Annotated in this window: 13 protein-coding genes, 1 tRNA gene and 3 rRNA genes; 4 read left to right on the top strand and 13 right to left on the bottom strand. The window is 65.4% G+C overall.

The features are described 5' to 3' along the window. The first annotated feature begins 363 nt into the window (after positions 1 to 363). A complete protein-coding gene (locus OG892_RS30090; RefSeq protein WP_073737768.1) occupies positions 364 to 2,979 on the top strand; it encodes a SpoIIE family protein phosphatase in 2,616 nt (871 codons plus the stop codon). On the opposite strand, the gene OG892_RS30085 is transcribed toward OG892_RS30090, so the two are convergent. The 8 genes from OG892_RS30085 to thyX form a co-directional block, all read right to left on the bottom strand. Beyond that, entirely contained in the window at positions 2,976 to 3,872 is an 897-nt protein-coding gene (locus OG892_RS30085) for an alpha/beta fold hydrolase (RefSeq protein WP_371630741.1), read from the bottom strand. The two genes, OG892_RS30090 and OG892_RS30085, sit on opposite strands and share 4 nt — an antisense overlap. A gap of 118 nt (positions 3,873 to 3,990) precedes the next feature. Then, positions 3,991 to 4,063 (bottom strand) — tRNA-Thr (locus tag OG892_RS30080). 194 nt (positions 4,064 to 4,257) lie between these two features. Continuing rightward, a 5S ribosomal RNA gene (gene rrf, locus OG892_RS30075) occupies positions 4,258 to 4,374 on the bottom strand. Positions 4,375 to 4,453: 79 nt separating this feature from the next. Then, positions 4,454 to 7,577, bottom strand: a 23S ribosomal RNA gene (locus OG892_RS30070). 299 nt (positions 7,578 to 7,876) lie between these two features. Then, positions 7,877 to 9,402, bottom strand: a 16S ribosomal RNA gene (locus tag OG892_RS30065). Together the 16S, 23S and 5S rRNA genes with 1 tRNA gene alongside form the textbook arrangement of a ribosomal RNA operon. 642 nt (positions 9,403 to 10,044) lie before the next feature. Then, the gene (locus OG892_RS30060; RefSeq protein ID WP_073739188.1) at positions 10,045 to 11,730 is read right to left on the bottom strand and encodes a ribonuclease J; all 1,686 of its coding nucleotides are present in this window, start codon (positions 11,728 to 11,730) and stop codon (positions 10,045 to 10,047) included. 131 nt (positions 11,731 to 11,861) lie between these two features. After that, the gene (dapA, locus tag OG892_RS30055) at positions 11,862 to 12,761 is read right to left on the bottom strand and encodes a 4-hydroxy-tetrahydrodipicolinate synthase (protein WP_073739187.1); all 900 of its coding nucleotides are present in this window, start codon (positions 12,759 to 12,761) and stop codon (positions 11,862 to 11,864) included. A gap of 152 nt (positions 12,762 to 12,913) precedes the next feature. Then, positions 12,914 to 13,651, bottom strand: coding sequence for an FAD-dependent thymidylate synthase (gene thyX, locus OG892_RS30050; RefSeq protein ID WP_073739186.1), 738 nt, complete (start codon positions 13,649 to 13,651; stop codon positions 12,914 to 12,916). Between the two features lie 186 nt (positions 13,652 to 13,837). Between thyX and OG892_RS30045 the strand changes: the two genes are divergently transcribed. Next, positions 13,838 to 14,077, top strand: a complete 240-nt coding sequence (locus OG892_RS30045; protein WP_073739185.1) for a hypothetical protein — start codon at positions 13,838 to 13,840, stop codon at positions 14,075 to 14,077. A 94-nt stretch (positions 14,078 to 14,171) separates the two neighbouring features. Further along, positions 14,172 to 14,723 (top strand): hypothetical protein, encoded by a 552-nt coding sequence (locus OG892_RS30040; protein ID WP_073739184.1) that lies wholly within the window; start codon positions 14,172 to 14,174, stop codon positions 14,721 to 14,723. Positions 14,724 to 14,822: 99 nt separating this feature from the next. Here OG892_RS30040 and OG892_RS30035 read toward each other — a convergent pair whose 3' ends face one another. From OG892_RS30035 to rpsO, 5 genes are all read right to left on the bottom strand, one after another. After that, positions 14,823 to 15,380: a hypothetical protein gene (locus OG892_RS30035; RefSeq protein WP_371630740.1), complete on the bottom strand. Its 558-nt coding sequence runs from the start codon at positions 15,378 to 15,380 to the stop codon at positions 14,823 to 14,825. A gap of 14 nt (positions 15,381 to 15,394) precedes the next feature. Continuing rightward, complete coding sequence (gene dapB, locus OG892_RS30030) at positions 15,395 to 16,147, bottom strand: 4-hydroxy-tetrahydrodipicolinate reductase (RefSeq protein WP_073739182.1); 753 nt, start codon at positions 16,145 to 16,147, stop codon at positions 15,395 to 15,397. A gap of 27 nt (positions 16,148 to 16,174) precedes the next feature. After that, positions 16,175 to 17,554 carry a pitrilysin family protein gene (locus OG892_RS30025; protein ID WP_073739181.1) on the bottom strand — a complete coding sequence of 460 codons (1,380 nt, stop codon included), beginning with the start codon at positions 17,552 to 17,554 and terminating at the stop codon, positions 16,175 to 16,177. After that, positions 17,551 to 19,764 (bottom strand): polyribonucleotide nucleotidyltransferase, encoded by a 2,214-nt coding sequence (locus tag OG892_RS30020; RefSeq protein ID WP_073739180.1) that lies wholly within the window; start codon positions 19,762 to 19,764, stop codon positions 17,551 to 17,553. Before OG892_RS30020 ends, OG892_RS30025 begins: the two co-directional genes overlap by 4 nt. A 270-nt stretch (positions 19,765 to 20,034) precedes the next feature. Continuing rightward, positions 20,035 to 20,325 carry a 30S ribosomal protein S15 gene (gene rpsO, locus OG892_RS30015; protein WP_018551846.1) on the bottom strand — a complete coding sequence of 97 codons (291 nt, stop codon included), beginning with the start codon at positions 20,323 to 20,325 and terminating at the stop codon, positions 20,035 to 20,037. 280 nt (positions 20,326 to 20,605) lie between these two features. On the opposite strand from rpsO, the gene OG892_RS30010 reads away from it, so the two are divergent. Next, positions 20,606 to 20,839 (top strand): DUF397 domain-containing protein, encoded by a 234-nt coding sequence (locus OG892_RS30010; protein ID WP_073739179.1) that lies wholly within the window; start codon positions 20,606 to 20,608, stop codon positions 20,837 to 20,839. Positions 20,840 to 20,922 lie beyond the last annotated feature (83 nt).

Raw genomic sequence — 20,922 nt, 5'->3', positions numbered from 1 at the left:
GACTCCACCGTGTCCCTCCCGCAGGGTTGACCGTATCGCTCGGGTCTTCTCTGGGAGCTTGCCCAGATCCTCAATGGCTCACCGCCACAGCACACCGTTGACGGGTGACTATGCGGACGTCAAATCGTTGAAACCTACCAGGCCGGAACCGGTCGGGGTGGAGCGTCCCATGGTTGTCCCACATCCCTTCTCAGGGAAGCCCACACTTGTCCGGTCACAGGCCCGTATCCGTCCGTCCTCGCCCCAAGTCTGCCCTCGTGTACCCGGTACCCGAAGGGAGCGTCTAGCCTGGCAAGCGAATCGAAGCGGCTAGAAACGGGCACAGGACTCGGGGAAGCGACGAGACACCATATGGGGAGTGCTGTGATCACGGCGCGCGCGGCTGCCACCTTCGACCCGGTCGGGCGCTCCGTCGCGACCGCCCGCGCCTTTGTCCGCGACACCCTCCAGGGGTGGGGATACACCGACGTCGTCGACGATGCCGTCGTCCTCACCAGCGAGCTGGTCACCAATGCCGTGGTCCACGCGGGCACCGCGGCGGACGTGTTGTGCCTTCGTACGGAGGACGGCGTCCGGGTCGAGATCTCGGACCACTATCCGGAACGGGAGATCCCGCTCCAGTCCACCGGCCCCGATTTCGGCAGCCCGGACCGCGAGGGCGGCCGCGGCCTGCTCCTGTGCGCCGCGCTCGCCTCGCGCTGGGGCGTCGAGTACTCCCCCGCGCACAAGCACGTCTGGTTCCAGCTCGACCTCCCCGACCGTCCGGTGGGCATCCGCTCCGCGGGCCCGCTGCTCCCCGTCGACCTGCTCCCGGTCACCGACGAACGCGTTCGGGTCGCCGTCGTCCAGATCGACAGCCTCGGCGCCATCGCCGCGTGGAACGACGACGCCGCGTACCTGTTCGGATACGCCGCGGAGCAAGTCAGCGGCAAGCAGCTCACCGACCTCACCGCCTGGCCGCAGACCCCCGGAACCAACACCGGTATCGCCGACGCGCTCCGCCTCTCCCGCTGGGAGGGCAGCTACGGCATCCGGGGCGCCGACGGCCGCACCATCCCGGTCTACGGCTCCCACCTGCGCGTACGGGACACCCGGGGCGAGCCCTCGACGGTCTGCCTGTTGGTCCGCGACTACGAGCGCGCCGTGCTCCAGTCACCGGTACGCACCCCGGTCACCGACAACGGCACGGAGAGCCGCAAGACGGACCCCTTCGAGGTCTTCATCGGCTCCCCCGCCCCCGACGACCTCGACGGCCTGCTCCAGCGCACCGTCGAACGAGCCCGCGACATGCTCGACGCCGACGCCGCGTTCCTGCTGCTGGCCACGGACGACGAGACCGAGCTGGAGGTACGGGCGACGACCGGCCTCCCCTCGGCCCGTCAGCGCTTCGCCCGCGTCCCCGTGGAGGCCGGCACCGGACGGTACGGCTCGGCCCGCATGCCCGCGGTCCACGAGGACCTCGACGCCGTCCCGGGCGCCGTCCCGCTGCTGGGCAACACCGGTATGCGTTCGGTGGTCACCGTTCCGCTGAAGGTCGAGGGCCGTCTGACGGGTTCCCTGGGCGTCGCGGCGGAGGCCGCGGGGCGGTACTCGAACGAGGAGGCCCTGCGCCTCCAGTTCGCGGCCGACCGCATCGCCCTGGCCGTCGAATCGGCCCGCCTGGGCGAACTGGAACGGCTGCGACGCGGCTCGCTCTCCTTCCTCGTCGAGGCGTCGGACCTGCTGGCCGGAACGCTCGACCGGGACCAGACCCTGGCCCTGATGGCTCAGATGACGGTCCCCACCCTGGCCACCTGGTGCGCCGTCTACACGATCGCCGACCAGTCCTCCGACCCGTACCTCTCGTACGTGCTGCACGAGGACGAGGAGCTCATCGACGGCCTCAAGGCCCTCCTCTCCAAGATCGCCCCGCCGGATCCGGTGCCGGCCCCCGGCGCCCGCTCCTGGTCGGCCCCCTCTGAGGCGGCCCATCAGGCAGCCCTGCGCACTTCGATGCGCAGTATCGGCCTCGGTGACGCGGGCAGCCTGGGTGCGGGTATCCGTACGACGCTCGCGACAGCTGCCGCGGTGGGCGGGGAGACGGTGGTCCTCCCGCTCGTCGCCCGCAACCGTGTCATCGGCATGCTCACGCTCGGCAAACCGTCCGACGACCATTTCCGCCAGGAGATCCTGGAACTGGCCGAGGACCTGTCCCGCCGGGCCGCCCTGGCGCTCGACAACGCCCGCCTCTACTCGGAGCGCATGGCGATCAGCCAGTCCCTGCAGCGCAGCCTGCTGCCGCCGGGGCTGCCGGACGTGCCCAATGTCGAGATCGAGGTCATCTACCGGGCAGCCGGTGAGGGCAACGAGGTGGGCGGCGACTTCTACGACGTCTTCCCGATCCGGGACGGCGCCTACGGGTTCGCCATCGGCGACGTCTGCGGCACGGGCCCCGAGGCCGCGGCCGTGACGGGGCTGGCGCGCCACGCCCTGCGCCTGCTCGCCCGCGAGGGCTTCGGCGGACCCGCCGTCCTGGAGCGGCTGAACGCCGCCATCCTCGACGAGGGCGCCCGCAGCCGCTTCCTGACCCTGCTGTACGGCGAGCTGTGGCCCCAGGAGGACGGCAGCGCACTCCTGAAGGTGGTCTGTGCGGGTCACCCGCTGCCGCTGCGCCTGCGCCAGGACGGGTCGGTCGAGGCAGCGGCCGAGCCGCAGCCGCTGCTGGGCGTCATCGAGGACCTGGAACTGTACGAGCAGACGGTGACTCTCGATCCCGGCGATGTCCTGCTGTGCGTGACCGACGGTGTCACCGAACGCCGCGAGGGCACCCGCATGCTCGGGGACGACGGCCTGGCGGACGTGCTGGCCACGTGTACGGGCCTGACGGCGGGCGCGGTGGCGGCACGCATTCTGCGGGCGGTCGAGCGGTTCGCGGCGGACCCGGCCTCGGACGACATGGCCATCCTGGCGATGCGCGTACCAGAGCCGCAGGCAGGTTAGGCCCCGCCGGCCGGACCGGTGTGCGTCACCAAGGCGTCGATGAGCCGGGGCCAGAGCTCGCGGGGGCGGTCGTGGCCCATGTCGGGGATCATCAGGAGTCCAGCGCCGGGCACCAGTTCCGCGGTGCGTTTCCCGCCGCTGGGGTCGATCAGCGTGTCGTCGAGGCCGTGGATCACCAGCGTCGGCGTCCGCAGTTCGCGGAGCGCGTCCGCGCGTGAACCGCTGAGAATCATCGCGCCGAGCTGTCGCCCGATCCCCGCCGGGTAGTAGGAGCGGTCATAGCTCGCGGCAGCCAGCTCACGCAGCATGTCGGCGCTGCCGTATCTCTGGGAGGCCCAGACGAGTTCCTTCTCCGCCGCCGCGATATATCCCTCGCGGTCCGCGGGCTTAGGAGCGAACAACACCGCCTGTGCCTCCGGGCTGGACCGGCCGTATTCGCTCTCGCCGGTCGAGGACATCATCGACGTCAAGGTCAGCACGCGCTCCGGGCAGGAGAGGGCCATCGTCTGGGCGATCATTCCGCCCATCGAGGCGCCGACCACGTGGGCGCGTTCGATACCGAGCGCGCTGAGCAGCCCGAGACCGTCGTCGGCCATGTGGCGAAGGCGGTAGGGAATCATCGCGAGGGCGGTGGGAAAGTCGCCCGAACTGACGGCTGCGATGAACTCGCCCATGTCGACGGGGTGACCGTCGAACTTGGTGGACAGCCCGCAGTCGCGGTTGTCGTATCGGATCACGTAGCGGCCTTGGTCTGCCAGTGCCCGGCAGAAGTCCTCGTGCCAGCCGAGCATCTGCGCGCCGAAACCCATCACGAGCAGGACGGGCGGGTCCTCGGGGTCACCGAAGCTCTCGTACGCGATGGACATCTCGGATGACACGCCAATGATCGACATGCGTGGAGCCTGCCATGTACGTTCAAGGAGCGCACGCAGAATTCTTCCGCCTACCTCGCCCCGCCCTGCCCATACGCGAAAGACCCCCGCCACTTGGCGGGGGCCTTTCGTCTGTACGAGCCCCAATGCGGAATCGAACCGCAGACCTTCTCCTTACCATGGAGACGCTCTACCGACTGAGCTATTGGGGCCTTGCTGCCCTGCGGCAACGAGCTAAAGCATACCCTGAATCAGAGGGTGCGCAAAACCGCCTGATGCACCATCATCAACCTTCCCCCGGGCTCGTCCGGGCCGGCCCGGACGGTAGCAGCGGGGATCAGAAAACTGTCGGCAACGCAGAAAAGCCCCGTGCCACAAGGGCACGGGGCTCAACTATTTAAAAGGAGTTCGGCGGCGTCCTACTCTCCCACAGGGTCCCCCCTGCAGTACCATCGGCGCTGAAAGGCTTAGCTTCCGGGTTCGGAATGTAACCGGGCGTTTCCCTAACGCAATGACCACCGAAACACTATGAAATTAACCAACACCGGAACAAAACACGGCCGTTCGTTATTTCAGAACTAACACAGTGGACGCGAGCAACTGAGGACAAGCCCTCGGCCTATTAGTACCAGTCAGCTCCACCCGTTACCGGGCTTCCACATCTGGCCTATCAACCCAGTCGTCTACTGGGAGCCTTAACCAATCAAGTTGGTGGGAATACTCATCTCGAAGCAGGCTTCCCGCTTAGATGCTTTCAGCGGTTATCCTTTCCGAACGTAGCCAACCAGCCATGCCCTTGGCAGGACAACTGGCACACCAGAGGTTCGTCCGTCCCGGTCCTCTCGTACTAGGGACAGCCCTTCTCAATATTCCTACGCGCACAGCGGATAGGGACCGAACTGTCTCACGACGTTCTAAACCCAGCTCGCGTACCGCTTTAATGGGCGAACAGCCCAACCCTTGGGACCGACTCCAGCCCCAGGATGCGACGAGCCGACATCGAGGTGCCAAACCATCCCGTCGATATGGACTCTTGGGGAAGATCAGCCTGTTATCCCCGGGGTACCTTTTATCCGTTGAGCGACAGCGCTTCCACAAGCCACTGCCGGATCACTAGTCCCGACTTTCGTCCCTGCTCGACCCGTCGGTCTCACAGTCAAGCTCCCTTGTGCACTTACACTCAACACCTGATTGCCAACCAGGCTGAGGGAACCTTTGGGCGCCTCCGTTACTCTTTAGGAGGCAACCGCCCCAGTTAAACTACCCATCAGACACTGTCCCTGATCCGGATCACGGACCCAGGTTAGACATCCAGCACGACCAGAGTGGTATTTCAACGACGACTCCACAACCACTGGCGTGGCCGCTTCAAAGTCTCCCACCTATCCTACACAAGCCGAACCGAACACCAATATCAAACTATAGTAAAGGTCCCGGGGTCTTTCCGTCCTGCTGCGCGAAACGAGCATCTTTACTCGTAGTGCAATTTCACCGGGCCTATGGTTGAGACAGTCGAGAAGTCGTTACGCCATTCGTGCAGGTCGGAACTTACCCGACAAGGAATTTCGCTACCTTAGGATGGTTATAGTTACCACCGCCGTTTACTGGCGCTTAAGTTCTCAGCTTCGCCGACCCGAAAGTCAGCTAACCGGTCCCCTTAACGTTCCAGCACCGGGCAGGCGTCAGTCCGTATACATCGCCTTACGGCTTCGCACGGACCTGTGTTTTTAGTAAACAGTCGCTTCTCGCTGGTCTCTGCGGCCACCCCCAGCTCACCGAGTAAATCGGATCACCAGTGATGGCCCCCTTCTCCCGAAGTTACGGGGGCATTTTGCCGAGTTCCTTAACCATAGTTCACCCGAACGCCTCGGTATTCTCTACCTGACCACCTGAGTCGGTTTAGGGTACGGGCCGCCATGAAACTCGCTAGAGGCTTTTCTCGACAGCATAGGATCATCCACTTCACCACAATCGGCTCGGCATCAGGTCTCAGCCTTAATGTGTGACGGATTTACCTACCACACGGCCTACACCCTTACCCCGGGACTACCACCGCCCGGGCTGGACTACCTTCCTGCGTCACCCCATCGCTTACCTAATACAAGTCTGGTTCGTCGGCTCCACCACTACCCTCAACTCCGAAGAGATCGGGCCGGCTTCACGGACTTAGCATCGCCTGATTCAGTACTGGGCGTTTCAAAGCGGGTACCGGAATATCAACCGGTTGTCCATCGACTACGCCTGTCGGCCTCGCCTTAGGTCCCGACTTACCCTGGGCAGATCAGCTTGACCCAGGAACCCTTAGTCAATCGGCGCACACGTTTCTCACGTGTGTATCGCTACTCATGCCTGCATTCTCACTCGTGAACCGTCCACAACTCGCTTCCGCGGCTGCTTCACCCGGCACACGACGCTCCCCTACCCATCCCAGCCCCCGTTGGGGGTATGTGCTGGAATGACACGACTTCGGCGGTACGCTTGAGCCCCGCTACATTGTCGGCGCGGAATCACTTGACCAGTGAGCTATTACGCACTCTTTCAAGGGTGGCTGCTTCTAAGCCAACCTCCTGGTTGTCTCTGCGACTCCACATCCTTTCCCACTTAGCGTACGCTTAGGGGCCTTAGTCGATGCTCTGGGCTGTTTCCCTCTCGACCATGGAGCTTATCCCCCACAGTCTCACTGCCGTGCTCTCACTTACCGGCATTCGGAGTTTGGCTAAGGTCAGTAACCCGGTAGGGCCCATCGCCTATCCAGTGCTCTACCTCCGGCAAGAAACACACGACGCTGCACCTAAATGCATTTCGGGGAGAACCAGCTATCACGGAGTTTGATTGGCCTTTCACCCCTAACCACAGGTCATCCCCCAGGTTTTCAACCCTGGTGGGTTCGGTCCTCCACGAAGTCTTACCTCCGCTTCAACCTGCCCATGGCTAGATCACTCCGCTTCGGGTCTTGAGCGCGCTACTAAATCGCCCTATTCGGACTCGCTTTCGCTACGGCTTCCCCACACGGGTTAACCTCGCAACACACCGCAAACTCGCAGGCTCATTCTTCAAAAGGCACGCAGTCACGACGCACCGAGTAAACTCGGCGCGCGACGCTCCCACGGCTTGTAGGCACACGGTTTCAGGTACTATTTCACTCCGCTCCCGCGGTACTTTTCACCATTCCCTCACGGTACTATCCGCTATCGGTCACCAGGGAATATTTAGGCTTAACGGGTGGTCCCGCCAGATTCACACGGGATTTCTCGGGCCCCGTGCTACTTGGGTGTCTCTTAAACGAGCCGTTAATGTTTCAGCTACGGGGGTCTTACCCTCTACGCCGGACCTTTCGCATGTCCTTCGCCTACATCAACGGTTTCTGACTCGTCTCACAGCCGGCAGACTGTGAAAAAGAGATCCCACAACCCCGCATGCGCAACCCCTGCCGGGTATCACACGCATACGGTTTGGCCTGATCCAGTTTCGCTCGCCACTACTCCCGGAATCACGGTTGTTTTCTCTTCCTGAGGGTACTGAGATGTTTCACTTCCCCTCGTTCCCTCCACACTGCCTATGTGTTCAGCAGCGGGTGACAGCCCATGACGACTGCCGGGTTTCCCCATTCGGACACCCCCGGATCAAAGCTTGGTTGACAGCTCCCCGGGGCCTATCGTGGCCTCCCACGTCCTTCATCGGTTCCTGGTGCCAAGGCATCCACCGTGCGCCCTTAAAAACTTGGCCACAGATGCTCGCGTCCACTGTGCAGTTCTCAAACAACGACCAGCCACCCATCACCCCACCCTTAACAGGCGAGTTCACTGGGGCCGGCAACCGAAGGACGACCATGACGGCCGTACCTTCAGATACCCAACAGCGTGCCCGACCCGACCGATCACTTCCCACATTCCACGCCGAAGCAGTACTAGTGAAAAACAACCTGTCGTGCCGAATAGTCAACGTTCCACCCATGAGCTAACCACCGCCGAACATTTGCCGGCGTAGTGGCTCTGGATTCCTTACGGAATCTAGATGCTCCTTAGAAAGGAGGTGATCCAGCCGCACCTTCCGGTACGGCTACCTTGTTACGACTTCGTCCCAATCGCCAGTCCCACCTTCGACAGCTCCCTCCCACAAGGGGTTGGGCCACCGGCTTCGGGTGTTACCGACTTTCGTGACGTGACGGGCGGTGTGTACAAGGCCCGGGAACGTATTCACCGCAGCAATGCTGATCTGCGATTACTAGCAACTCCGACTTCATGGGGTCGAGTTGCAGACCCCAATCCGAACTGAGACCGGCTTTTTGAGATTCGCTCCGCCTCGCGGCATCGCAGCTCATTGTACCGGCCATTGTAGCACGTGTGCAGCCCAAGACATAAGGGGCATGATGACTTGACGTCGTCCCCACCTTCCTCCGAGTTGACCCCGGCAGTCTCCTGTGAGTCCCCATCACCCCGAAGGGCATGCTGGCAACACAGAACAAGGGTTGCGCTCGTTGCGGGACTTAACCCAACATCTCACGACACGAGCTGACGACAGCCATGCACCACCTGTACACCGACCACAAGGGGGGCACCATCTCTGATGCTTTCCGGTGTATGTCAAGCCTTGGTAAGGTTCTTCGCGTTGCGTCGAATTAAGCCACATGCTCCGCTGCTTGTGCGGGCCCCCGTCAATTCCTTTGAGTTTTAGCCTTGCGGCCGTACTCCCCAGGCGGGGAACTTAATGCGTTAGCTGCGGCACCGACGACGTGGAATGTCGCCAACACCTAGTTCCCAACGTTTACGGCGTGGACTACCAGGGTATCTAATCCTGTTCGCTCCCCACGCTTTCGCTCCTCAGCGTCAGTAATGGCCCAGAGATCCGCCTTCGCCACCGGTGTTCCTCCTGATATCTGCGCATTTCACCGCTACACCAGGAATTCCGATCTCCCCTACCACACTCTAGCCTGCCCGTATCGACTGCAGACCCGGGGTTAAGCCCCGGGCTTTCACAACCGACGCAACAAGCCGCCTACGAGCTCTTTACGCCCAATAATTCCGGACAACGCTTGCGCCCTACGTATTACCGCGGCTGCTGGCACGTAGTTAGCCGGCGCTTCTTCTGCAGGTACCGTCACTTTCGCTTCTTCCCTGCTGAAAGAGGTTTACAACCCGAAGGCCGTCATCCCTCACGCGGCGTCGCTGCATCAGGCTTTCGCCCATTGTGCAATATTCCCCACTGCTGCCTCCCGTAGGAGTCTGGGCCGTGTCTCAGTCCCAGTGTGGCCGGTCGCCCTCTCAGGCCGGCTACCCGTCGTCGCCTTGGTAGGCCATTACCCCACCAACTAGCTGATAGGCCGCGGGCTCATCCTTCACCGCCGGAGCTTTTAACCTTCCCCCATGAGAGGGAAAGTGTTATCCGGTATTAGACCCCGTTTCCAGGGCTTGTCCCAGAGTGAAGGGCAGATTGCCCACGTGTTACTCACCCGTTCGCCACTAATCCACCCCGAAGGGCTTCATCGTTCGACTTGCATGTGTTAAGCACGCCGCCAGCGTTCGTCCTGAGCCAGGATCAAACTCTCCGTGAATGTTTTCCCGTAATCGGGGTCACATCACGAGAGCGGAACAGCCGAGTCGGAATAAGACCGGCTGTTCACTGTGTCCTCGCTATGTGCATTGCCTGGTAGAACCCATAACTGGGTCTGCCAGGACTTTCAAAGGAACCTCGAACCTGCCGAAGCAGGTCGGGGTATCAACGTATCTGGCGTTGACTTTTGGCACGCTGTTGAGTTCTCAAGGAACGGACGCTTCCTTTGTACTCACCCGCAGAACATTTTCTGGGGCTTTCCTCCGGGCGCTTCCCTTCGGTCTTGCGTTTCCGACTCTATCAGACTCTTTCGTGTCCGATTCCCGGTCGAAGCGGGCCTCGCATTTTCGCTTTCCAGTTCTTCGCTTTCGCGTTTCCCTTTCCGGCGGTTCCAACCTTACCAGACTCGATTTCGTTCCGTTTCCGGTTCGAATTTGAATTCTGGTGGCCGTTGAAGTGGCCTTGCCTTTCGGCGGTTCCGACTTTATCAGAACTTCTGAGTCGGAATTTCCATCCTCTGCGGGCGTCACGCGGCGCACGAGTGCGCGCGTTGCTTCCCGGTGAGGCGGAGCCGTAAACGTACTGGAGCGGGGCTCCCCGATGCAAATCGGGGGCCCCGCTCCGGAGTTCGCGTCTGTCGGGGTCAGACCTCGACGACGACCGGAAGGATCATCGGGCGCCGGCGGTAGGTGTCGGAGACCCACTTGCCCACCGTGCGGCGGACCAGCTGCTGGAGCTGGTGCGGCTCCATCACGCCGTCCTGGGCGGACTTGTTGAGTGCGTCCTGGACCTTCGGTACGACCGCGCTGAACGCCGAATCATCGATGCCGGAGCCCCGGGCCTGGATGTGGGGGCCGCCCACGATCTTGCCGGTGTTGCTGTCGACCACGATGAAGACGGAGATGATCCCCTCGTCGCCAAGGATGCGGCGGTCCTTGAGCGAGGTCTCTGTGACGTCGCCGACCGAAAGGCCGTCGACGTACACGTAGCCCGCCTGGACCTTGCCGACGATCTTGGCCTTGCCGTCGATCAGGTCGACGACCACGCCGTCCTCTGCGATGACGATGTGGTCCTTCGGTACGCCGGTGAGGGCGCCCAGCTCGGCGTTGGCCCTGAGGTGGCGCCATTCGCCGTGGACCGGCATCAGGTTCTTCGGCTTGCAGATGTTGTAGAAGTACAGCAGCTCGCCGGCCGAGGCGTGGCCCGAGACGTGAACCTTCGCGTTGCCCTTGTGGACGACGTTGGCGCCCCAGCGGGTCAGACCGTTGATCACGCGGTAGACCGCGTTCTCGTTACCGGGGATCAGCGACGACGCCAGGATGACGGTGTCGCCCTGCACGATCCGGATCTGGTGATCGCGGTTGGCCATCCGCGACAGGGCCGCCATCGGCTCACCCTGCGAACCCGTGCAGACCAGCACGACCTCGTCGTCCGGCAGGTCGTCGAGGGTCTTGACGTCGACGACGAGACCCGCGGGAACCTTCAGGTAGCCGAGATCACGGGCGATGCCCATGTTCCGGACCATCGACCGTCCGACGAAGGCGACCCGGCGGCCGTATTCGTGGGCCGTGTCGAGGATCTGCTGGATGCGGTGCACGTGGCTGGCGAAGCTCGCCACGATGATGCGCTTCTGGGCATTGGCGAAGACCGTGCGCAGGACGTTCGAGATGTCCCGCTCCGGCGGTACGAAGCCGGGCACCTCCGCGTTCGTCGAGTCGGAGAGCAGCAGGTCGATGCCCTCCTCACTCAGCCGCGCGAAGGCGTGCAGGTCGGTGAGGCGACCGTCCAGCGGAAGCTGGTCCATCTTGAAGTCACCGGTGGCGACGGCCATGCCCGCGGGGGTGCGGATGGCGACCGCGAGGGCGTCCGGGATGGAGTGGTTGACCGCGATGAACTCGCAGTCGAAGACGCCGATGCGTTCGCGCTGGCCCTCCGTGACCTCAAGGGTGTACGGACGGATGCGGTGCTCCTGGAGCTTCGCCTCGATGAGCGCGAGGGTCAGCTTGGAGCCGATCAGCGGGATGTCCGGCTTCAGGCGCAGCAGATACGGGACACCACCGATGTGGTCCTCGTGGCCGTGCGTGAGGACGATGCCCTCGACGTCGTCGAGGCGGTCCCGGATCGTCGTGAAGTCCGGAAGGATCAGGTCGATTCCGGGCTGCTCCTCCTCGGGGAAGAGGACGCCGCAGTCGACGATGAGCAGGCGGCCGCCGTACTCGAAGACCGTCATGTTGCGGCCGATTTCGCCGAGGCCGCCGAGCGGGGTGACCCGCAGGCCGCCCTTCGGGAGCTTCGGCGGGGTGCCGAGTTCAGGATGCGGATGACTCAAAAGACTCTCCTTACCACACGCGCCACGTACCGCTTGGGCACGTGGCGCGCATGTCAATCGTGCACTTGCTGTTGTCTTGGGGTGTTGCCCTCTTGCGAGGTTTTTCGCGTATTCAGTTGTGAAGTCTGTGGTTACAGCTGTACCCCACCGGCGGCGAGATCGATCTTGAGCTGAGCCGTTTCGTGCGCGGAGAGTTCGACCAGGGGGAGGCGCAGCGGGCCTGCGGGGAGACCCTGGAGGGTCAGCGCGGCCTTGGTGGTGATCACGCCCTGGGTACGGAACATGCCGGTGAAGACGGGGAGCAGCTTCTGGTGGATCTCCGTGGCCTTCTGGACGTCGCCGCCGAGGAAGGCCTCCACGAGGGCCCGCAGGTCGGGGGTGACGACATGGCCGACGACGGAGACGAGGCCGACCGCGCCGACCGAGAGGAGCGGGAGGTTCAGCATGTCGTCGCCGGAGTACCAGGCGAGGCCCGACTGGGCGATGGCCCAGCTGGCCCGGCCGAGGTCGCCCTTGGCGTCCTTGTTGGCCACGATGCGCGGGTGCTCCGCGAGCCTCACGAGCGTCTCTGTGTCGATCGGCACACCGCTGCGGCCGGGAATGTCGTACAGCATCACCGGCAGGCCGGTGGTGTCCGCGATCGCCGTGAAGTGCCGCAGCAGACCCTCCTGCGGCGGCTTGTTGTAGTACGGCGTCACGGCGAGGAGGCCGTGTGCGCCGGTTCGCTCGGCCGTGCGGGCGAGCTCGACGCTGTGGCGGGTGTCGTTGGTGCCGATGCCGGCGACGACGTGCGCCCGGTCTCCCACTGCTTCAAGCACAGCCCTTACGAGCTGGTCTTTCTCCGCGTCGCTGGTGGTCGGGGACTCGCCGGTGGTGCCGTTGATGATCAGGCCGTCGTTGCCTGCGTCCACCAGATGGGTGGCGAGCCGCTGGGCGCCGTCGAGGTCGAGTGCGCCGTCCGCCGTGAAGGGCGTGACCATAGCGGTGAGGACCCGCCCGAAGGGGGTCTGCGGAGTGGAGATCGGAGCCATGGGTAACACGCTACTCGTTGCTCGACGTCCAATGTCCCCTCGGGGGGACAAGCGATAGGAGCCCGGCACTGCCTGCTCGGGGGTTCAAGCAGTGCCGGGTCCGTTTGATCAGCCTAGATGAACTTCACGAAACGCCGCAATACGGACACCGCCTATGGAGCGACGCGTCCATTTTTGTTGAAGGCTGCATGGGTGAGCGGCATGAGCTCCGCCCAGTGCGCCTCCATCCGCTCTCCGACCATTTCGATCTCGCGCTGCGGGAAGGACGGGACCTTCGCCAGCTCGTGCTGGGTGCGCAGGCCGAGGAAGTGCATCAGCGAGCGGGCGTTGCACGTGGCGTACATCGAGGAGAACAACCCGACCGGAAGAACCGCGCGGGCCACCTCGCGGGCCACACCCGCCGCGAGCATCTCCTGGTACGCCTCGTACGCCTGGCGGTAGGAGTCCTCCATGACGCGGCCCGTGAGCTCCTGCTGGGCCTCGGTGCCCTCGACGAACTCGTACTTGCCGGGACGGCCCTGCTGGACGAGCTTGCGGGACTCCCCCGGTACGTAGAAGACCGGCTCCAGCTCCCTGTAGCGGCCCGATTCCTCGTTGTACGACCAGCCGACGCGATGCCGCATGAACTCGCGGAAGACGAAGATCGGGGCGCTGATGAAGAAGGTCATCGAGTTGTGCTCGAACGGGCTTCCGTGCCGGTCCCGCATCAGGTAGTTGATGAGCCCCTTGGAGCGCTCAGGATCCTTGGTGACCTCCTCCAGGGACTGCTCGCCGGCCGTGGAGACACGGGCGGCGAAGAGCACATCGGAGTCGCCTGCGGCATGTTTCACCAGGTCAACGGTGACATCACTGCGGAAGCTGGGCTTTGCGGGCTCGGGGGTCTCGGTCACCGGCGGGGTCCTTCCAATGGCGTCGCTCGGGCGGCGCCCACTCTACGGGCCGCCTCCGACAACGTGGTCGGCACCGCCCTTTCGAGGATTCTTTCGACCAATTCGGCGATTCGGGGCACCGATCGGGCCCGCCATGCGTCTGACTCAGTAGCACCACCCGATACAGAGTTCAAGGAGAGTTACCTCATGTTCCGCCGGCGTGAAGCCGTCCCATTCTCGTTCGTGGCCGAGGCCGACCGATTCCGCAGCAACGTCACCCCGCCGCCCCGGGAGCGCACCACCCTCTCCGAGCTGGCGGCCCGCAGCCTCGTCGGGTTCGCCGTGATCGCCGGCCTCGCCGGATCGCTGCTGCTCGGCCTTCCGGCCCTGGCACCCGATCAGTCGTCGTCGCACAGCCAGCAGACCGAGGCAGCACCGGGGCACTGACTCGTACGGGCCCCCTGGGGTGGTACGCCCTGCCACCCCCTCGGTAGCCTCACCGGGCACAGCAATCGAGCGTGCTTGTGAGTGAGGATCAGTCGTGCCCCTGCCCTTCCTGACGGCCGACCGCGCGTTTGACGCGAGCGCTGAGGATGTAGCGCTGCCGTTCGACGACCACGACAGCTGGCGGCGTCCCTACCGCCCCGGACCGTGGCGGGTCGCGGCTGCGGCCACCCTTTTGCTGCTCGCCTCGTTCATCCTGTTCGCGGGGATGATCATCGCGTTCGCCGGAGCCGTGCCCGGGGCGGGTGCCTGTCTGGCACTCGCCCTCGCGGTGATCATCTGCGCCCTGCGGATGCTGCGGATCGGCGCCTGGGTGAGCCGGCACGGCGTGCGCCGCGTCGGCTTCTTCCGGACGACGACCGTGCCGTGGAACCGTGCCACCGCGGTCCGTACGGTGCAGCAGCCGGTGAAGTGGCTCGGGTTCCCCCGGACGGTTCAGGGCCAGGCCCTGATCGTCGTGCGCCGGGGCGGCGACGCGGTGCCGCCGCTGCTCACGGACTCCAACGCGGACTTCCTGACACGGGGCGAGGCGTTCGACCGGGCCGCCGACACGATTGAGGCCTGGGGGGACGAGTACCGGCAGCCGTAGGGCCGCCTGTAAGCCCTGCCGTCCGGCGACCGGGGTATCCCTCAGTCGCCGGACGGCTTTTTTATGTCCTCAATCGCCGGACGGGCTCAAAGATTGTCCTCAAACGCCGGACGGGCTTGAGGCGCCCGACGGGCCTGAGGTGACATTCGGGTCTGAGGTGCCCGATGGGCTCGGAATGTCTACCGAGTCTGAGGTGCCCGGGCGGCTCGGGGGCCGTGTGGCGGTGTTGTGGAGTGCGATTGCTCGTTGCATGGCCTTGCGGGCCCGGGGAGTGTCCCGGGCGTCCTGGTAGGCGACTGCCAGGCGGAACCAGCAGCGCCAGTCGTCCGGGGTGTCCTCCGTCTCCGCCTGGCGGCGGGCGAAGGCCGCGTCGGCGGAGTCGCGGTCGATGCGGCCGCTCGGGGTGCGGACCAGGTCGTCGACCGGCAGCCCGCCCTCGGCGTCGAGCTCGGCGGCCAGGGCGTTGGCCCGCCGGACGAACTGGGTGTTCTTCCAGAGGAACCAGATGCCGATCAGCGGCAGGATGAGCACCGCGACCCCGAAGGTCACCGTGAGCAGCGTGCCGTGCCGGATGAGCAGGACGCCACGGCTGCCGGCCAGGACGAAGTAGAAGACCAGGACGGCGGCGGTGACGGTGTACGTGATCTTTGCGCGCATGGCGGTGGGCTCAGTCAGTTCAGGTCGAGGAAGTGTTCCAGGCCGAACGTGAGGCCCGGAGTGGTCACCACACGGCGGGTACCGAGCAGGATGCCCGGCATGAAGCTGCTGTGGTGCAGCGAGTCGTGCCGGATGGTGAGGGTCTCGCCCTCGCTCCCGAGCAGCACCTCCTGGTGGGCCAGGAGGCCGCGGAGCCGGACCGAGTGGACCGGAATCCCGTCGACGTCCGCTCCGCGCGCCCCGTCCAGCGCCGTGCTGGTGGCGTCCGGCTGGGGTGCGCTGCCCGCGTCGCGGCGGGCCGCGGCGATGAGCTGGGCGGTACGGGCGGCGGTGCCGGAGGGGGCGTCGGCCTTGTTCGGGTGGTGGAGCTCGATCACCTCGACCGACTCGAAGTAGCGCGCGGCCTGCTGCGCGAACTTCATCGTGAGGACCGCGCCGATGGAGAAGTTCGGCGCGATGAGCACACCGGTCTCCGGCGAGCCGGAGAGCCAGGTGTTCAGCTGCGCGAGCCGTTCGTCGGTCCAGCCGGTGGTGCCGACCACCGCGTGGATGCCGTGCCGGACGCAGAAGTCGAGGTTCTCCATCACCGACGCGGGGGTGGTGAGCTCGACGACTGCCTGGGCGCCGGTGTCCGCGAGGGTCTCCAGCTTGTCGCCGCGGCCGAGTGCGGCCACCAGCTCCATGTCCTCCGCGGCCTCGACAGCTCGTACCGCCTCGGAGCCGATACGGCCCCTGGCACCGAGAACGGCTACGCGCAGCTTGCTCATGCTTACTTCTTTCGGGTGATGAGTTGGCTAGGCGACTGACTCGTGCAGGCGGTCCGCCTGCTTGTCCTTGAGCGGGCCGATGACCGACAGCGAGGGGCGGTGTCCGAGGACCTCGCCCGCCACGGCCCGGACGTCGTCCGGTGTGACCTGTGCGATGCGGGCCAGCATGTCGTCGACCGACATCTGTTCGCCCCAGCACAGTTCGCTCTTGCCGATGCGGTTCATCAGCGCGCCGGTGTCCTCCAGGCCGAGGACCGTGGATCCGGAGAGCTGGCCGATGGCCCGGCCGATCTCGTCGTCGTCCAGTCCGTCCGACGCGACGCGGTCGAGCTCGTCGCGGCAGATCTTGAGGACGTCGTGCACCTGGCTGGGCCGGCAGCCCGCGTACACCCCGAAGAGGCCGCAGTCCGCGAAGCCCGAGGTGTACGAGTACACGCTGTAGGCGAGGCCGCGCTTCTCCCGTACCTCCTGGAAGAGGCGGGAGCTCATTCCGCCGCCGAGGGCGGTGTTGAGTACGCCGAGTGCCCAGCGGCGCTCGTCGGTGCGGGCCAGTCCCGGCATGCCGAGGACGACGTGGGCCTGCTCGGTCTTGCGGTTGATCAGGTCGACCCGGCCCGCGGTGCGCAGCGTGCGGGAGCCCGCGCGGGGCGCCACCGGGGTGGCGTCGGTGCGGGAGAGCGCGCCGGCCCGTTCGAAGGCCCTGCGGACCTGGCGTACGACCGTGGCGTGGTCGACGTTGCCTGCGGCGGCGACGACGAGGTGCGTGGGGTCGTAGTGCTTCTTGTAGAAGCGGGCGATCTGGCCGCGGCTCAGTGCGTTGACCGTGTCGACCGTGCCGAGGACCGGGCGTCCCAGAGGGGTGTCGCCGAGCATGGTGTGCGCGAACAGGTCGTGCACGCAGTCGCCCGGGTCGTCCTCCGTCATGGCGATCTCCTCGAGGATGACGCCGCGCTCGGCGTCGACGTCCTCCGAGGCGATCAGGGAGCCGGTCAGCATGTCGCAGACGACATCGATGGCCAGCGGCAGGTCCGTGTCGAGGACCCGCGCGTAGTAGCAGGTGTACTCCTTCGCCGTGAAGGCGTTCATCTCGCCGCCGACCGCGTCGATGGCGGAGGAGATGTCCAGGGCGCTGCGGGTGCCGGTGCCCTTGAAGAGGAGGTGTTCGAGGTAGTGCGTCGCGCCGTTCAGGGTCGGGGTCTCGTCGCGTGATCCGACGTTGGCCCAGATCCCGAAGGTGGCGGAGCGTACGGAGGGCAGGGTCTCGGTGACGATGCGCAGGCCGCCGGGGAGGACCGTGCGGCGGACCGTGCCGATGCCGTTGCTGCCCTTGAGAAGCGTTTGGGTACGGGCGACGGCCCGCGCCTCCGAAGAGGTGCGGGCCGTCGTCACGGAACTACGGGACGTCACTTGGCGGCGTCGTCCTTCTTCTCGTCCTCTTCACCCTCGACGACCGGGATCAGCGAGAGCTTGCCGCGGGAGTCGATCTCGGCGATCTCGACCTGGACCTTGGCACCGACGGCGAGCACGTCCTCGACGTTCTCCACGCGCTTGCCACCGGCGAGCTTGCGGATCTGCGAGATGTGCAGCAGGCCGTCCTTGCCGGGCATCAGGGAGACGAACGCACCGAAGGTGGTGGTCTTGACGACCGTACCCAGGTAGCGCTCGCCGACCTCCGGCATGGTCGGGTTGGCGATCGCGTTGATCGTGGCGCGCGCGGCCTCGGCCTGCGAGCCCTGCTGGGCACCGATGTAGATGGTGCCGTCGTCCTCGATCGTGATGTCGGCGCCGGTGTCCTCCTGGATCTGGTTGATCATCTTGCCCTTGGGGCCGATGACCTCACCGATCTTGTCCACCGGGATCTTGACGGTGATGATCCGCGGGGCGTTCGGGGACATCTCGTCCGGGACGTCGATGGCCTCGTTCATCACGTCGAGGATGTGGAGGCGGGCGTCACGGGCCTGCTTCAGCGCGGCGGCCAGGACCGAGGCGGGGATGCCGTCGAGCTTGGTGTCGAGCTGCAGCGCGGTCACGAACTGCTTCGTACCGGCGACCTTGAAGTCCATGTCACCGAACGCGTCCTCGGCACCGAGGATGTCGGTGAGGGCGACGTAGTGGGTCTTGCCGTCGATCTCCTGCGAGATCAGGCCCATGGCGATACCGGCGACGGCGGCCTTGAGGGGCACACCGGCGTTCAGCAGGGACATGGTGGAGGCGCAGACCGAGCCCATGGACGTCGAGCCGTTGGAGCCCAGCGCCTCGGAGACCTGGCGGATCGCGTAGGGGAACTCCTCGCGCGACGGCAGCACCGGCACGATGGCGCGCTCTGCGAGCGCTCCGTGGCCGATCTCGCGGCGCTTGGGCGAGCCCACGCGGCCGGTCTCACCGACGGAGTACGGCGGGAAGTTGTAGTTGTGCATGTAGCGCTTGCGGGTCACCGGGGAGAGGGTGTCCAGCTGCTGCTCCATCCGGAGCATGTTGAGGGTGGTGACGCCCAGGATCTGGGTCTCGCCACGCTCGAACAGCGCCGAGCCGTGCACGCGCGGGATGGCCTCGACCTCGGCGGCGAGCGTACGGATGTCCGTGACGCCGCGGCCGTCGATGCGGACCTTGTCCTTGATGACGCGCTCGCGGACCAGCTTCTTGGTCAGCGCGCGGTAGGCACCGGAGATCTCCTTCTCGCGACCCTCGAAGGCCGGGAGGAGCTTCTCGCCCGCGATCTCCTTGATGCGGTCGAGCTCCGCCTCGCGGTCCTGCTTGCCGGCGATGGTGAGTGCCTTGGCGAGCTCGGTGCTGACGGCCTTGGTGAGCGCCTCCAGGACGTCGTCCTGGTAGTCGAGGAAGACCGGGAACTCACCGGTGGGCTTGGCAGCCTTGGCGGCGAGGTCCGACTGGGCCTTGCAGAGCGACTTGATGAAGGGCTTCGCAGCTTCCAGACCGGCGGCGACGACCTCTTCGGTCGGGGCCTCCGCGCCGTCCTTGACGAGCTGGATGGTCTTCTCGGTGGCCTCGGCCTCGACCATCATGATCGCGACGTCGCCGTCCTCCAGGACGCGACCGGCGACGACCATGTCGAAGACGGCGTCCTCGAGCTCGGTGTGCGTCGGGAAGGCGACCCACTGGCCCTTGATCAGGGCGACGCGGGTGGCGCCGATGGGGCCGGAGAAGGGCAGGCCCGCCAGGATCGTCGAGGCGGAGGCGGCGTTGATCGCGACCACGTCGTACAGGTGGTCGGGGTTGAGCGCCATGATCGTCTCGACGATCTGGATCTCGTTGCGCAGGCCCTTCTTGAAGGAGGGGCGCAGCGGGCGGTCGATCAGGCGGCAGGTGAGGATCGCGTCCTCGGAGGGGCGGCCCTCCCGGCGGAAGAAGGAGCCGGGGATCTTGCCGGCGGCGTACTGCCGCTCCTCGACGTCCACCGTGAGGGGGAAGAAGTCGAGCTGGTCCTTGGGCCGCTTGGAAGCGGTGGTGGCCGACAGCACCATGGTGTCGTCGTCCAGGTACGCGACGGCGGAGCCTGCGGCCTGCTTGGCCAGGCGGCCCGTCTCGAAGCGGATGGTGCGGGTGCCGAAGGTTCCGTTGTCGATAACGGCCTCGGCGTAGTGGGTCTCGTTCTCCACTAGTGTTTTCTCCATACTCGTCGTCTTTCGTCCTGTCGCCCGTGTGGCGCAGGACGGTGCGGAGAGGCGCACCGTGTGTGCGGGGCCGGTCTTCGATCGAAGCTCCCGGGCGTTGTCCCGGGGGCCACTACCGAGGACCGGCGGCGGCCGTGGGGCGCCTCTCCTCGTCTGGTGTTGTACGTCCAGGTTACTGAGCTTGACCCCAGTCCCGCACGTACGGCAAAGGGAGCGGCCCCATGGATACGGGCACCGCTCCCTTTCACAGCGTCTTTACTTGGCGCCGCCGGCCGCGCCACGGCGGATGCCGAGGCGGTCGACGAGCGCACGGAAGCGCTGGATGTCCTTCTTGGCCAGGTACTGCAGAAGGCGGCGACGCTGGCCGACCAGGATCAGCAGACCACGACGGGAGTGGTGGTCGTGCTTGTGCGTCTTGAGGTGCTCCGTGAGGTCCGAGATGCGGCGGGAGAGCATGGCCACCTGAACCTCGGGGGAACCGGTGTCGCCCTCCTTCTGCGCGAACTCGGTCATGATCTGCTTCTTCGTAGCGGCGTCGAGCGGCACGCGGTACTCCTCTAGGTGTTCGATGCGCCCACGAGTGCCCCTGGTCTTGATCTCAGGGGAGCTTGCGTGACTCGGGAGCGAAGGTCCGATGAGCGCAGCTCCCAGAACGAACCGGGAACGCGTACACAAACGGCCACACCCAGACTACCAGCCGCCCGGAGCGCACCCGACGGGAGCACAGATCCGGGCCGCGCGCTGCGGAATTCCCGACCGGGTCCCCCGCCTGTTCCGGCCCTGTACGGTGCCGTGCAGAGCCACCGTACGGAGAGGAACCTTGACGATGGGCACGCAGGCGGAGAAGGACGAGCTGTACGCACTCGACATCTCGGGAGTGGAGTGGCTGAGTGCGCCCGGCACCGAGGATGCCGAGGAGCGCGTCGAGATCGCACATCTGCCCGGCGGGGCGGTGGCGATGAGGTCCTCGCTGGATCCCGAGACCGTACTGCGCTACACGGAGGCCGAGTGGCGCGCCTTCGTACTGGGTGCCCGGGACGGCGAGTTCGACCTCAAGTAGTGAGGCGGAGCGACGGTACGGGGATACAGCGGTACGCGAACACGGCCGCTGTCGCGCGGTAGGCACGGGTCGCAGTCGGCACA

The sequence above is a fragment of the Streptomyces sp. NBC_00341 genome (assembly GCF_041435055.1).
GTDB lineage: Bacteria > Actinomycetota > Actinomycetes > Streptomycetales > Streptomycetaceae > Streptomyces.
The sequence above is the reverse complement of the archived record's forward strand: the minus strand, read 5'-3'. Positions and strand labels throughout refer to the sequence as shown.

Bases quoted from the DNA above. Each gene is read 5' to 3' on its own strand.
- OG892_RS30085 (WP_371630741.1), bottom strand. From the start codon at position 3,872: ATGTCGATCATTGGCGTGTCATCCGAGATGTCCATCGCGTACGAGAGC.
- dapA (WP_073739187.1), bottom strand. From the start codon at position 12,761: ATGGCTCCGATCTCCACTCCGCAGACCCCCTTCGGGCGGGTCCTCACC.
- OG892_RS30045 (WP_073739185.1), top strand. From the start codon at position 13,838: ATGTTCCGCCGGCGTGAAGCCGTCCCATTCTCGTTCGTGGCCGAGGCC.
- OG892_RS30035 (WP_371630740.1), bottom strand. From the start codon at position 15,380: ATGCGCGCAAAGATCACGTACACCGTCACCGCCGCCGTCCTGGTCTTC.
- dapB (WP_073739182.1), bottom strand. From the start codon at position 16,147: ATGAGCAAGCTGCGCGTAGCCGTTCTCGGTGCCAGGGGCCGTATCGGC.
- OG892_RS30010 (WP_073739179.1), top strand. From the start codon at position 20,606: ATGGGCACGCAGGCGGAGAAGGACGAGCTGTACGCACTCGACATCTCG.